The 14911-nt window shown below is 38.1% G+C and carries 11 protein-coding genes; 6 read left to right on the top strand and 5 right to left on the bottom strand.

The window, feature by feature from the left end:
- The first annotated feature begins 333 nt into the window (after nt 1–333).
- Genes BW980_RS21875 through BW980_RS21860 form a run of 4 tightly spaced genes read left to right on the top strand, consistent with a single transcriptional unit; the run spans nt 334 to nt 7125 of the window.
- On the top strand, nt 334–2220 hold the full coding sequence (locus tag BW980_RS21875; RefSeq protein WP_076457286.1) for a 3-keto-disaccharide hydrolase: 1887 nt from the start codon (nt 334–336) through the stop codon (nt 2218–2220).
- A gap of 12 nt (nt 2221–2232) precedes the next feature.
- Nucleotides 2233–4182 carry a sulfocyanin-like copper-binding protein gene (locus tag BW980_RS21870; RefSeq protein WP_076457285.1) on the top strand — a complete coding sequence of 650 codons (1950 nt, stop codon included), beginning with the start codon at nt 2233–2235 and terminating at the stop codon, nt 4180–4182.
- A 35-nt stretch (nt 4183–4217) separates the two neighbouring features.
- On the top strand, nt 4218–4850 hold the full coding sequence (gene trhA, locus BW980_RS21865) for a PAQR family membrane homeostasis protein TrhA (RefSeq protein WP_076457284.1): 633 nt from the start codon (nt 4218–4220) through the stop codon (nt 4848–4850).
- A gap of 43 nt (nt 4851–4893) precedes the next feature.
- Complete coding sequence (locus BW980_RS21860; RefSeq protein WP_076457283.1) at nt 4894–7125, top strand: DUF7133 domain-containing protein; 2232 nt, start codon at nt 4894–4896, stop codon at nt 7123–7125.
- Between the two features lie 4 nt (nt 7126–7129).
- On the opposite strand, the gene BW980_RS21855 is transcribed toward BW980_RS21860, so the two are convergent.
- From BW980_RS21855 to BW980_RS21840, 4 genes are all read right to left on the bottom strand, one after another.
- Nucleotides 7130–7945: a DUF6503 family protein gene (locus BW980_RS21855; RefSeq protein WP_076457282.1), complete on the bottom strand. Its 816-nt coding sequence runs from the start codon at nt 7943–7945 to the stop codon at nt 7130–7132.
- 34 nt (nt 7946–7979) lie between these two features.
- Nucleotides 7980–8330 carry a ThuA domain-containing protein gene (locus BW980_RS21850; RefSeq protein WP_083690595.1) on the bottom strand — a complete coding sequence of 117 codons (351 nt, stop codon included), beginning with the start codon at nt 8328–8330 and terminating at the stop codon, nt 7980–7982.
- An 88-nt stretch (nt 8331–8418) separates the two neighbouring features.
- Nucleotides 8419–8532, bottom strand: coding sequence for a hypothetical protein (locus BW980_RS23040; RefSeq protein WP_394333511.1), 114 nt, complete (start codon nt 8530–8532; stop codon nt 8419–8421).
- A gap of 172 nt (nt 8533–8704) precedes the next feature.
- A complete protein-coding gene (locus BW980_RS21840) occupies nt 8705–10120 on the bottom strand; it encodes a hypothetical protein (RefSeq protein ID WP_076457281.1) in 1416 nt (471 codons plus the stop codon).
- Between the two features lie 1088 nt (nt 10121–11208).
- Here BW980_RS21840 and BW980_RS21830 point away from each other — a divergent pair.
- Nucleotides 11209–11721: an RNA polymerase sigma factor gene (locus tag BW980_RS21830; protein WP_076457279.1), complete on the top strand. Its 513-nt coding sequence runs from the start codon at nt 11209–11211 to the stop codon at nt 11719–11721.
- A gap of 532 nt (nt 11722–12253) precedes the next feature.
- A complete protein-coding gene (locus tag BW980_RS21825; RefSeq protein WP_076457278.1) occupies nt 12254–12937 on the top strand; it encodes a hypothetical protein in 684 nt (227 codons plus the stop codon).
- Between the two features lie 61 nt (nt 12938–12998).
- On the opposite strand, the gene BW980_RS21820 is transcribed toward BW980_RS21825, so the two are convergent.
- Nucleotides 12999–14828, bottom strand: a complete 1830-nt coding sequence (locus tag BW980_RS21820; RefSeq protein WP_076457277.1) for a tetratricopeptide repeat-containing sensor histidine kinase — start codon at nt 14826–14828, stop codon at nt 12999–13001.
- Nucleotides 14829–14911 lie beyond the last annotated feature (83 nt).

Here is a 14911-nt window from a genome sequence, read left to right as displayed (position 1 = left end):
TAGGTGGGAGAGTAGGAAGCCGCCTTACTTCGAGGTCCCGATCAGTTTTACTGGTCGGGACCTTTTTTTTTGACCATCCCCCGTCCACATTACAAACCCATTGGAATTCTCTGCAAAACAGGATGTTGTTGCATTATATCGTGTATAATTTCCGTTAAAAATTTGCTATTTATTGATAATTATGGGCTGAATAGTAAGTTAATATTAGGTGTGGTTCTTACACTTTTGTATTTTTAGCTTCGTGTAGTTTTTGCTAGAATACTACATGCATCCGCTAATAAAAATACTTTATAAAACTATCCAGTAATCTATTTTTGATTTCAAACCAGACCCATGAAAAGAACTGTACCAATCTTTATTTTAAGTGCATTGTTGTATTCCTGCACAGAAAAGGACGGGAAAGTAGAAGTGGCAGAATCGGCGCCGCAAGAAATTTCGCTTCCTTTTGAATCGATATCGCTCAATGATCTTGGCGATTTTAAAAAAACATCAAGCAATTGGAGCATCGTAGGCGATGTATATGTAGACCGTTTAAAGGATAAACAAATTACGGCTTCTGAAGGTAGCGGGGTATTGGTGAATATTCCCGATAGCGAGTCCAAAGCTCATATCTTTACCAATGTTGAACACGGTGATATAGAACTTGAAGTCGATGTGATGATGCCAAAGGGCTCTAATTCAGGACTCTATTTTCAAGGGCGTTATGAGGTGCAACTTTTTGATAGTTGGAAGGCGGAAGAAGCTACTTTTTCCGATATGGGCGGTATTTACCAGCGATGGGATGCCACCAAGGAGAAAGGGAGTGAAGGCTATGAAGGTTCGGCTCCAAGAATGAATGCGGCTAAAGCGCCTGGATTGTGGCAACATCTTAAGGTTATTTTCCATGCACCCCAATTTGACGCGTCAGGCCGAAAGGTCAAAGATGCCGAATTTGAGGAAGTCTGGTTGAACGGGGTACTTATCCATCAAAATGTTAAGGTTTCAGGCCCTACACGGGCGGCTATTGCCAATGATGAAGTGCCAAAAGCGCCATTGATGATACAAGGTGATCATGGAAGCGTTGCGTTTAAAAACTTCTCCTATAAACTCTATGGAAACCCTAGCTTGTCATTTGTCGATATGAAGATGAGGGAGTTTGAGAGTGAGCACGTCCTGCTGCCGAATGTCGATACTTTGACTCCCATAAGGGAAGTCGATACCGATTCGATTTCATCGGCGATGGTCGTTGGGAAAAAGGTAACGCGTATATTGGATTATAAGGGTAAAATGCTTGTTCCGGTTACGGGGGATTACCTTTTCGATTTTAAACTCAACCAAGCAGGTGGCCTGCTTATTATAGATAATGATACCGTAGTAAACCATGACGGCCGCTTTACGCTTGATTCATTAGGTTTGGCCAAGGTTCCCCTGACCAAGGGAGAAGTGCCTTTTAGGTTGATATACAACAAGCACAATCCATGGAACATAGGCTTTGGCCTGTATGTCGAAGGTCCTGGTATTCAAAGACATTCGGTGCACGCCAAAAGTTCTATAAACGACAGACCTCACATCGGCAAGAATAGAATTATGGTCGAGCCAAGCGATAAGGCGGTAACCCAGCGTAGCTTTTTAATGCACGGGGATGAAAAACGGACCCATTGTATTTCAGTAGGAACCCCTGAAAAAATTAACTATGCTTATGACTTGACTTCTGGTTCTTTGCTGGAGGTATGGAGTGGTGAGTTTTTAGACGCTACACAAATGTGGCATGCGAGAGGTATCAAGCAGCTTGGCGAACCTGCCGGATTTGCCGTTTCTTTTCATGGCGATCCTGAGTTTGCCCTATTGACCGATGGTGGTGCCCAATGGCCTACTGAAATAGGTGAGGAAGACTTCCAAATGTCCCAAGGCTATGAATTGGATAAGAAGGGAATTCCGATGTTTATACGAAAAATAGGTTCTAAAAAACTACTTGATAAAATTGATGTTCTATCCAATGAACGGGGCGTAACGCGTACCGTTGAAACTAGTGGTGATGGTGCTATTTGGCATAAGGTAGCCGATGGGGAGTCTATTAAAAAGCTTCCCGATGGTTCTTACATTGTAAATAACGAGAGCTATTTTGTTCATTTTGCCGATCAAGGCTTGGCTCCGACCGTTCGAAAATCTAACGGTAAGGATGAATTGATAGTGAAAATTCCATCAGGCGAACAAAAAATCCAGTACAACATTATTTGGTAAAAAGAGAAGATCATGCAAACTTTATATAGAACCTTATTTTTTATATTTCTAGTAGTTACGGCGCAACTGGGTATTGCCCAGTCGGATATGGCCAAAAAGGAAGCCCAATTTTATAGTATTGTCGATGTTCCAATTCCTCAGGACGTAGTTCTTGAAGTGGGTGGTTTGGCACTGACCGACGATGATAAATTGGGGGTCTCGACACGTAGGGGAGAAGTATGGGTTATTGATAAGCCTTACAGTAAATCGCCTTCGTATAAAAGATTCGCCAGCGGGATGCACGAAGTTTTGGGATTGAACTATAAAGACAATAGTTTTTACCTGGCCCAAAGGGGAGAGCTCACCAAATTGGAAGATAAGGACAATGACGGTGAGGCCGATGTTTATAAAACTATTTATACATGGCCCTTGTCAGGTAATTACCATGACTATTCCTATGGTCCTAAATTTATGGACAACGGAGATATGCTCGTTACCTTAAATCTATCATGGATCGGTCACGGGGCCAGTTTGGTAAAATGGCGGGGCTGGATGTTGCGAATTACACCAGAAGGTGAAATGACCCCTATTGCTACGGGATTGCGTTCCCCTTCGGGTTTTGTAATCAATGATGCCGGTGATGTTTTTTACTCCGAAAATCAAGGGGATTGGGTAGGTTCAGGGAGAATAACCCATTTAGAGAAGGGAACCTTTGCGGGAAACCCTGAAGGATTGGTATGGACCGACGACCCTAAGTCTCCTTTAAAGCTAAAGAAAGAGGACATTGAAGAGCAATCGGGGCTAAGCTTGTACGAGTACGCAAAAAAAGTACCCGAATTAAGGGCTCCGGCTATCTGGTTGCCCCATACGATTTTGGGGATTTCCACTTCCGATATGATCTATGATACGACCAAGGGGAATTTCGGACCCTTTGAAGGTCAGATGTTCGTGGGTGACCAAGGACACAGCAAGATTATGCGCGTGTATATGGAAAAGGTCAACGGAGTGTATCAAGGAGCCGTTTTTCCTTTTGTGGAAGGATTCTCCTCAGGTATATTGAGAATGTTGTGGGGTAGCGATAACAGTATGTTCGTAGGGATGACTAGTAGAGGTTGGTCTTCAACAGGAAGGAAAATGTTCGGTCTACAGCGATTGGTATGGAACGGAAAAGTGCCTTTTGAAATAAAGACAATGAAGGCCCAAGATGATGGTTTCTTGTTGGAATTTACCAAGCCTATCGATAAAAAATTAGGGGCAGACCTTGCCAGCTATAATGTAACCACATTTAACTACCTATACCATAATACGTATGGAAGTCCAATTGTAGACCAACAGAAGGGCGAAGTGACCCAAGCCAAGGTTTCAGATGATGGACGCTCTGTAAAATTGACGGTCAAAGGCATGCGTTTAGGCTTTATCCACCAGCTTAAAATTCCTGATTTAAAGGCTAAAAGTGGGGAAAAGCTGTTGCATGATACAGGATACTACACCTTGAACGAAGTTCCTGGAGGTACATTGAAATCGGAATCCATTGAAATGAATACGGGAAAAAACAGTGTGAAACAACCTAAGCGGGTGAATGAGATGCCCCTACTATGGGTTAACGGTCCCACCGAAAAAATTGTGATCAGTACTAAGCCGGGATTGAAATACGATATAGAAGAGCTTAAGCTTAAGCGAAAATCTAGGGTGGCCATCACGTTTAAGAATAATGACGATATGCTCCATAACCTGGTGATTACCGATAGAGGTGAAGCGTCTGTAAATGAAGTGGGTGATAAGGCCTTACATTTAGGCTTGGATGGTGCTGACCTTAATTATGTTCCCGATAGTGAACTGGTATTGGTCCATACGGGAATCGTTCAGCCCGAATCGGAAGAAACCATCTATTTTGATGTGCCGAATACTGCTGGGGAATACTGGATTGTTTGTACCTTTCCGGGACATTCGGCTTCAATGAGAATTAAGCTTATTGTAGAGTAGCCGAAGTTTGAAGGTAGGAGTGTCTTTTAGGTTGCATGAACGAGAGAATAGCTTTTTCAAAGGAAGAAAAATACAACACCCTTTCGCATGGTTTAGGGGCTTTATTTGCGGTACTGGGCACGATTATGTTGCTCGTAAAGAACAGCGGTAAGTCCCCCTATGCGACATTTGCTATATTGCTTTACGGCATAAGCTTGATTTCCATGTTTGGGGTGTCGGCAACCTATCACCTTAGTACCAACCCGTGGTTGAAAAGTAAATTACGTGTATTAGACCACATCAATATTTATTTTTTAATAGCGGGTACTTATACGCCCATAGCCTTGATTACGTTGTATAATGGTAACGGATGGCTTATTTTTTATGCGATATGGGGTATTGCCCTTGTAGGTACATTGTTTAAAATTTTCTATACAGGGAAGTTCGAATTTTTGTCATTGGGACTATATTTGGCAATGGGGTGGTTGATCGTTCTTGATTTTAAGAATCTTCTCGATAACATCCCTTCTTTAGGAGTTTGGCTTTTGTTTCTTGGTGGAGGCTTTTATACCTTTGGAATTCTCTTTTACGCGTGGGATCGCATACCGTTCAATCACTTTATATGGCACATTTTTGTTTTAGGTGGCGCGGCAAGTCATTGGTTTCTCATGTATTTAAATGTAGTTTGAGGCATATTTGGAAGATAAAATCATAGCATAAAGTATTTATAGAATGAAGTATTGTAGATCTACCGTATTTTTTGGCGCGCTTATTGTTTTGTTCAGCAATTGCAAGCCTTCATACGAGGAACCTCAAATAGCATTGGATGGCTATAAGGTAGAAGAAGGTTTTGAACTCGAGGTGGTGGCCTCTGAACCGCTTCTAAAAGCCCCTGTTACCATCGATTTTGATGATCAAGGAAGGATTTGGGTCGCTCAAATGCCCGGATATATGAACGATATGCAAGGGAGTGACGAGACCGCGCCCGTGGGCAGTATCGATATTCTTGAAGATCTTGATAACGATGGGGTCGTAGACCATGCGAAAACTTTTTTGGATAGCCTTGTGATGCCTAGGGCCTTGGCCCATGTGTACGGGGGACTTCTATATTCTGAACCTCCCTTTTTATACTTTGTAGAGATTAAGGATGATAAACCGGTCAATAGGGTCGTTGTAGATTCTATCTATGCCGTAGAGGGGAACCCCGAGCATCAGCCTAACGGTCTGATGATGAACCTCGATAACTGGTTGTACAATGCGAAATCCAATTTCAGGTACCGACGAGTCAAGGGAGTCTGGAAAAAAGAGGCAACTAGCTTTCGGGGGCAGTGGGGTATAAGTCATGATAATTTTGGTAGACTTTATTTTAACGATAATTCGAGACAATTGCTAGGAGACCATGTCTTGCCCAATGTCTTGGTGAAAAACAAATATTATAGCCCGAAATATGGGGTGAATAGAATGTTGACCCATGACCAGAGGGTGTATCCCGTACATGCTACGACCGTAAATAGGGGCTATGCCAAAGGGGTGTTGAACCAAGATAGTATATTGGTGAAAGCCACGGCCGCTTGTGCCCCCCTTGTCTATAGGGGCGGGGCATTTCCCGAAGCGTATGACGAGAACGTTTTTGTATGTATTCCTGAGGGGAACCTTATAAAACGCAATCTCTTGACTTTTACGGGAGATTCCACCATAGCGAAACAAGCCTATGAAGGAAAGGAATTCTTGACCTCTACGGATGAAGGGTTTCGACCGGTAAACTTGAACAATGGCCCTGATGGAAGCTTGTATATTACCGATATGCATCGTGGTATGATAGGGCATCACGCCTATTTGAGCCCTTATCTCAAGAAAAAAGTAGCTGTAAACAAACTCGATACCCTGATTAATTTTGGGCGTATCTTACGTGTCAAGAAGCTAGGTCAACGGTATGAAGCGGTCCGTAATTTTAGTGGGATGAATACCAAACAACTCATTGCACTATTAAAGGATAAGAATGGTTGGGTTCGCGACCGTGCCCAGCAGCAGTTGATTTACAGAAACCAAAAAGATGCCATAGAAGGATTGGAAGAGCTTCTGCAGGACGGACAAAACCCTATAGCCCAAATACATGCGCTATATACCTTGGAAGGGCTCGATGCCTTGTCGTATGACTTGTTGGCCAAGGCGGCACGCTCAGGGGCTGCTGATCTGACGGCCCATGCACTTGTTTTGCTTCCGCCATTTGTAACGAAGGCCAATACCGAGCAAACAGAAGCCTTGGTTGCCGAGCTGTTGAACAAAAATAATGTGACTATAGACCTTTATTTAAGTAGCATCATAGGAAACTTAGTGGGCCAAGATGAATCGCGTTTTCTTCCGGTTATGGAAAAGCTAAGTGCCAAGTATGTGAACAAGCCAATATTTACCGAGGCCTTGGTCAGTGGCATCACGGGTGGGGAAGAAGACTTACAGACCGCCATTGCATCGGGGAACCCGAAACTTGCCGAAGTGATATCAACAAGCGCTATCAAGCGAAAAGAAGATAAGGTCAACCCTATTTTTGCAAGGAAGTCATTAGTAGAAGACACAAGAACCAGTGGGGCCAAGATGTTTTATGAAATCTGTGCTTCGTGCCACGGGGTAAATGGCCAGGGAATAGAAGGCCTGGCACCGCCACTAATGGGGTCTGAGCACGTGGCCAATACGGAAAGACTAGGACTGATAATCTTGCACGGCCTTGAAGGGCCTATAACGGTCAAAGGGGAGCAATACAATTTAAACCTCGCCATGCCGGGACTCATACGCAATGAAGATATTTCCAATAAGGATATTGCCGATATTATATCGTATGTGACCAATGCGTTTTCCGATGAGCCTAAGCGCTTGAATATCGATAAGATCGAAGAGCTACGCCAGACCAAACCCAAAAGCGGAACCGAATACACCGAACAGGAGCTATTGGATTATTCAAAGAAATAAGGGATTAATCTTGCACTATTTTTTCGGTCACAGCCCCTTGTGGCACCTTGAAAACGCTGTCATCGGGTATTTGATCTAGAAAGCGAATGTCGCTGAAAAGACGGGTGTGTTGTTTGTTTTCTCCTAAATTTCCGTCCTTCCATGCATAATTTTCCAATTGGGAAGGCATCAGAAGGCCCTGTACCTCGTGATATCCCGAATACACTTTGGCCGTGTTTATCTGTGCATCTTCCTTATTGAAATAAGAAACGGAATAGGTGAGTATCTCTAGCCGAAAGGTTTCGGGGTCGATGTAGAGGTAGTAAACGTCTTCTGGGGTAAGGCCGACTTCCGGGCCAAAGGTAACCTTTAAGGTCTCGTAGGTTTTACCGCCAACAACGGATGTTCCTTCGTCGCTAGTAATCACGCCCGGGTCTTCCAATAAAAAGGGCATGCCGAAAAAGTAAAAATCGAGATTGTAATAAAACGCTGGGGAATTTCCGGGGATGTGGGAAGCATCCGGTTTTGCCCATGCCGTTTTTCCGTCAAAACCCACTTCAAAATCTTTTGATTTTAAATAGGCCCTACGGTCTTTTAGGTGGGTAAGCTGGTAAACGGTTCTTCCCTTTTCTTCTAAATTATAGGCCAGACTGATGAACGATTTCCATTGTTGAATGCCGCCATGGGCATTGATGCAACGGTCTAGTAGGCTGACCTCTTCGATCTTGGGAGTGGCGGTAACAGGGTCCGATGCTTTGCTTGAAGGCTTAGGCTCGTTCTCTTTACATGCCGTAAACGAGCAGAGCAGTAAGGTCAATATAAAAGGGTAGTAATGTTTCAAAGTGTTGTTTTATACAAAACTACCCTAAAGCCTTTTATTTTCCAATAGGGGAGTCGTCGCATTTTAAGTCGCCGACAGCATACTGTAAGCCATCCAAGAAAAACTGAAGTAACCCAGGGTGGTCTAAACTTTGGGCGTTATGTGATGGGGAGCTATAGAAAACGCGGCCTTTGCCATGTCTTTTGATCCAAGAAACATAGTTTACCTTTTCGTCGACTTCCTTTTTCATGCCTTCTAGCTTATCGATTTCAATATAAAGTAAGGGCCTGAAATTATAGTCGAAATAGGCATTGTTGAAAAAGTAGGGCTCGTCTACATGGGTTAATCCATTTCCTTTAAAGGCTTGTACCAGTGGATGGTTTGGGGCTACTTCCTTAACGTGCATTTCCTGCTGTTTCGGATGGTAGTTTCCCTAGCTATTAATTTATGTTTGATGAGGATTTGGTCGGCGGACTGAATATTGATCGACCCGTTTAAATGGCTGAAGATACTTTGTCCTGAAGAATGCCCATTTTGTAACCGGGGTATTCAATTGTGGATAGGCTGGGCGATATGACCTCGGAGACGGGGTCGTTGTTGAATCCGATAACTTTAATGTCCTCGGGTATACGGAATCCTTGCTTTTATCAACTCAATGATACAATGTTTTGTAGGGCAGTATAAGTACAATATAGAAAGGGGAACTTTTTTCTATAGTTCCCCTTTCCTTGTACCACATGTATGGTCTTAAAAATATCAGACTTACTCACCTATTCTTAGCTATGATCTTCCAGGTTTTTGTTGTTTTTGTTGTTTTTGTGGTTTTTGAAGTTTCGCTTTGTGGCTTCCTTCAGTAGGCTCGATCGTAGGAATTTGCCATGAATTTCTTCTTCTCAAAGGATGTGAAATACTTCCTTTTTGAGAACTTATTCCTAATTCTACTACCTTACCTGTAACAATATCTATTACATTACTAGGTATAAATACCCTCAATGGATTTTGATCCCAATCTTCATCAAGTACTCTACCACTATCCCAAATGGGAAGTTTGTTAGGGTTATCTTTAGAATTAGCAATAATAGCTTTGAAATTAGTATGTGTTAATATTTTGCTAGATAGAGCGTATCCATCCCTGCTTGTTATCCAGAGAAGATAGTCCAATGCCAATTTATCCTCGCGTGATACTTTAGGTTTTTCATTATTGGCATATATTTGTTTTGCTAGATTTATAACGTTCATTTCCTGTTTATTAACTTCGATCGCAATCTCTTTAGCAGAAATTTTGGGGTTAAGACCTCTTTTTTCGGCTATTATGCTATTAGCAAGTTGAGTAGGGGTATATCTCTCGTCAGGATAAAGCTTTTTAAAACCCTCAGGTTGTTTTTCATAAGGTATTGGATCTACCATTGCAGAATGTTGAAACCCTGCACGGTATAGTTCGAAGCTATTTCCAGGGTCTTGCATATATGCTTGTATATTTGGGTCTATCTCGAAGTCGGGACGGCTATCGGTACGAGCAAGCATTATTGTTACTTTCAAAGTTTCTTTTTCTTCAACCCCCTTTTCCCTTTTGGCCGCTGCAAACATTTTATTTAGTTCTCTAAACAGATGCCCTAATTTATCTTTTTTGTCTTTGAACTCGGGCAAATCCATTACTCCATATAAGTAATTCCCCATAGGACCGGCAACACCATCAAATAGCACAAGATTCATTTTGTTAATTTGATTTGCGATATGCTTAAATATTTCTGTATGCTCTGGAGATTTACCTATTTGATATAATCCGGCTAAAACTCCTACCATACCTCCTGCAACACCTCGACTATGTCCTGACAAAAGGATGTTCCCAGTTTGAGTTATCTCAGGAAAAGGTCCTTTGAGGTACTTATCAAATATACTGAGCAATGGAGCTGTTTGGGCACGCTGATCATAATCATGATAGCCAGCAACTGAAGTTTTTAAAGGTTCAACCTTTTTCAAAATAAAATCCAGGATAGGCCATTCTCCAGTTTTCTCAGCATGTTCTTTCGTTCCAACACCATCAAGTATCAAGGAGCCCTTTAGAGCAGGAAGTGCTTTTAGAGATTCAAGAGCAGAAACTCCTGTACCGGAAATGTGCGCTGAAATTTCTTTTTTTGATTCGTTAAAAATTAGATTTTCGTCTGAAGTTTTAGCATTGCTTGTTACATTATTCATAGCGTTAAAATTTAATAATTAATATAGAATGTTATCTAATTCTGATGTTTTTTACCTGTCACCCTTTTTATATCCTTGTAATAAGGTTGTTTCGTTTTATGAATGTGGTTTTTTGTAAAATTTCAGATATGTGTATTGCACGATATAAAAACAGTTAACTCGTTTGTTTACCCTATATATTTTTTCAAAAAAAATAATATGATAGCTCAGCATTTAAGGGGAATCGAAGTTTTTTTGCGTAATTAGAGAGGTTTTAATTTAAATAATCCCACCTCCTTTAGTTTTTCTGCTTATCGCTTTGAGGCTACCGTGTGTGCACAAATATTTAAGGATAGATTAGAGCTGAGGTCTAAAAAATGTTATTCCGGGAAATCCAATAAAAAGTTTATTTAATGGATATACTGACATTCAAAAGCAGGGCTTTTCAAATCTTTTTCCTTTTAAATATTAAACTAGTTTACTTATTGAAAAATGTAGTGGAACAGAAACTAACAAATAGATATGATTCTTCGGAATATGACCTTTCAATATCTCTACATCATAATGCTTATGCATTTATCTTATTCCCCGAAGGAGACAATGATGATTGCCATTTGAATTTTGAGTACAAGATCATTTTGATATTTTTATACTCATAGGCTTTTTAATTCCTTTATAATAAGTTTACTAAGTTTTGAAGACTATATCTGTCAAAGGATTTTGGATGTTAAAAAACTGCAAAAAAAATAGTTTATTACTTACTTTAGGTATTTTTAAAAAATTAAGCACTTATCATTTAAGGAAATTTGAGCCTCCTTAATTTTAATTAAAATGTTAAAAAAAGCAGTTTTAATAATAGACTTTTGATTAGCGTACTTATTTGTAGGATTAATAAGCTTTTATCTATAATGATAGATATATAAAAAGATGAACGCCATTTTGAAAAAAATAAAATAAAATTTAAATTATTTAAAGAAATAATAAATCAGACAAAACAGAAAGATCTAAATTTGTAAATGTTCCTAAACAACATCATCAAATTATAAAAAAATTATTTTTTTTTAGAACGTTAAGTTCTCAAATCTTTTTTAATACATATACAACCTGCTATGAGTGAAAAATTAAATGTTTGCGATGAAAAAACGTTTAAACAAATATTTAAAGACCATTTTAAATCTTTACAAAATTTTTTCTACTATAAATACGGTGATTTAGACAAGGCAAAAGATTTAATGCAAGATAGTTTCATCAAATTATGGAATAACTGCAAGGATGTACCTTATGAAAAATCAAAAGGTTATCTTTTTATGTTAGCAAGGAATGCTTTTCTCAATGATCTAAAAAGGCAGAAAATGATACTTAAGCATCAAAATAATGCAAATAAGAACCTTCTTTATATAGAATCTCCTGATTATGTCTTAGAGGAAAAAGAATTTCTGGATAAAATAAACCGTGAAATATCTTTACTACCAGATAATCAAAGAAAAGTGTTTTTGTTAAACAGGATAGATGAAAAAACCTATAAAGAAATTGCCGAAATGCTAGATATTTCTGTTAAAACGGTTGAAAAATGGATGCATGATGCTCTAGTTGTATTAAGGGAAAAAATAGGTAAAATATAAGGTGTATATGATTTATAGTGGCCCTTATCTCCTTTTGTTAAAACAATGTAACCTTACACTGTCTGTGGCATAACTTAATTCTACGGCCTTTTGTTTAAACTCTAAGGTGTAATGTTTAGGTTTACTTCTCATAAATGCTAAGTTCATAACGAGCAAACATATTCTCTCAACTTTGTGTCCGGACTAATGTAGTAATTCCAGCATGAAGAAAAAGCACATTTAATACGTAAACGTGAGACTTTTGATAATCTAATAAAAAACCAGGTAGGTCTCGATATATTTTCAAAGGTAGAAATACAGATATTTTAATACAAAAAAAAAGCATCAGTCCTTTTCTGATGCTTTTTTTTTTGAGTACATAATGAATACCTATTCAACCATAAAATTTCACCTTTAATATAGGGTATAATGCCCCATAATTGTTTTTATTATAAAGAGGGATTAATCTTTGAGAATAAAAAACATAGCGGTTGCATTTATGTTTTTGAAGACCAAACAAAAAGAGTAAGTATTACTATTAAATTGTATTTTTATGGAAGAAAATATACCTATAACGGCTCCCGGAGGAGAGGGTTCTAGACAGTTAACACGAGAACATGTTAAAAGTTTCTTTAATGAACATCGGAAATTAGAAGCTGAAATTGCATTTATTCAATTGAGAAATCGAGAACAAAAACAAAAACTTCTTAATTTAAAGAAAAAAAATCGAAGGTTATTGAAGGAATTGGCTGAATTAACTACTAGGGAACGGTTACTCCAGGCCCAATTAAACAATTTAGGCATTAAACAAGCAGGTTCAAGAAAACCGAAAGGTAAATTCATAGAAGATTTACCTGAGTATAGAGACCCAGGATTATTACCCATTGATGGACTATCTCCTAGACCTAAAGATAACAATGATCAAGTAAAAGGTTTAAAAAACTCTGTAAACACGGAATCAAAAGGTGATACAAAAGAAGACTTGCCTGAGAATAAAGAACATAATCCACCCAAAAAACGAACAAAAAGTTTTTGGAGTAGATTAGAACATATACTGATAAGAAGCACTAAAAAACAAGATCCTCTTAAACATAGAGATAGAGAGGTAATTCCAAAAGGTAAAGGTGAAAGTTTCAGTCTGCAAAATTTATCAAAAACACCTTCAGAACAAAAAATAAATGAACAAACAAAACAAAAAAGAACATCCAAAAAACTTAGAAAAAATCCTATTAGGTAGTACCCTACTAGCTATGCAAATTAAAAATTTTGATTAACCTTATTGATGTTCTTTCCCTATTTTAAATATCAAAACTGATAAAGAGGTGTGTTCCTTTTCCGGGTGCTGACTTTAGATCTGCCTCTCCTGTAAGAATAGCTACCCTCGAAAGAATATTTTTCCATCCAATACCGCCAACACTGTCTATTTTAGAGGTATTTATGCCTATTCCATTATCCTTTATAGATAATAATAGCTCATTTTTCTCACAATTTAAAGAGATTACTACTTTGGTAGCCTGTGCATGTTTTATAATATTAGATAAGGCTTCTTGTATAATTCGATATAAGGCTATTGCTTGGTTATCCTCTAGTTCTTCGAAATTACCAAAGTCTGAAAATGTAATCTTTAAGTTTTGAGCTACACTCATTTCATCTATCAATTCGCGTATGGCAGGAATGAGACCTAATGTTATTAATGTATTAGGCATGATGTTATGTGAAATATTTCTTAGCTCCTCGTACGTTCTATCTATCAAACTTAGCAATTTCTGGAGCTTTTTTTCTTCTTCTACATTTTCAGTATTCAAATTAGACGCAATTATCATCATGGAAGAAATGGCTTGCCCCAAGCTATCATGAAGATCTTGAGCTATTCGTTTTCTTTCTTTTTCCTCTGCTTCTATAACAGATTTTAAGCGCATGTTTTCTTGTTTAGCTACCAATTTACTTTTATTGGTAAAATGATAGATGAGAATACCACCAATTATAGACAATACCACAATAGATAAGATTAATAAATGAGTGCTATGTCGTTTTTGGGTCTGTATAATTTTTAAGCTTTTTAACTCGTTTTCTTTACTTAAAATTGCGATTTGATTTTCTTTTAGTTTTGTTTCATATTTTACTTTAAATTCTAGCATTTTTACTTGAGAAGAAGCTTTTGTTACAGAATCTGTCCAAAACTTGAATTTTTCATGGTATTCCAAAGATTTTTTATAGTTTCTGGCACCCTTATAAGCTTTATAAGCTTTGTAGAAATTGTTACTGTAATAAATATTATCTATATGGTCATTATTTTGCTTTAGTATTCCAAATCCTTTATTAAGATAATATATTGCTTTAGTGTATTCTTTTTTCAGAATGTATAAATTAGATATACTTTGATAAATTGTTGATAATTGAGAATTGTTTCGATTTATTTTTCCTATATATTCTGCTTTCATAAAATAATAAATAGCAGAGTCGTATTGCTGCAATCGCATTAGATTGTTTCCAAGATTATTGTATATGTCAAATTGACCTTTTTGTGCATAACTATTACTTATTCCATTGGCAGCCTTAGCAAGTATAGGGTAATATCCCATCGAATTACTAATGATGTATGATTTATGATGGAATTTATAGGCATTGTCCCTGTCATTATTTATAAAATAGTATCTCCCAATTTCTAACATCGGTTTTGCAAATTCTTTCTTATTTCTTACCGTATCAACATGCTCTAAGGCCTTATCAAAGTAATAAAAGGCAGTATCACTTTGTACGGCGGTAGAATAAGAAACTCCTATTTTTCCCAAAATTCTTGCATATGTATTAGAATCATTTGTTTTTAAACTAAGTTTTTCGCCATGGTGATAAAAGTCCATAGCCTTATATGGTCTGCCATACGCTTCATGAATATCTCCAATGTTCTCGTAAGTTTTGAGAAGTAGCTTTTCGTTTGGGGTCTTTTCAATTAATACCAAAGCTTTATTATAGTAAGACAAAGCCAAATCCAAATCATCTTTAACTTTTGTAGCCTCTGCTTTTTTAATAAAAAAATTAATAGAATCGGTTATATCTTGAGCGGTCAGATCTATTATAGTAAAAAATAAAAAAAAGGAGAGTATTATATATTTTGATATTGAACTCATTTAAACTTTTTTAGTTTGATTTTTATAGGGCGATTACTATGAATGATAGGTAGTTGAATCCTTTCCAGCTCTCAACGGTGGTA

It is taken from the genome of Zobellia uliginosa (genome assembly GCF_900156625.1).
GTDB classification, from domain to species: domain Bacteria; phylum Bacteroidota; class Bacteroidia; order Flavobacteriales; family Flavobacteriaceae; genus Zobellia; species Zobellia uliginosa.
This window is presented reverse-complemented; position numbering and strand designations above follow the sequence as displayed.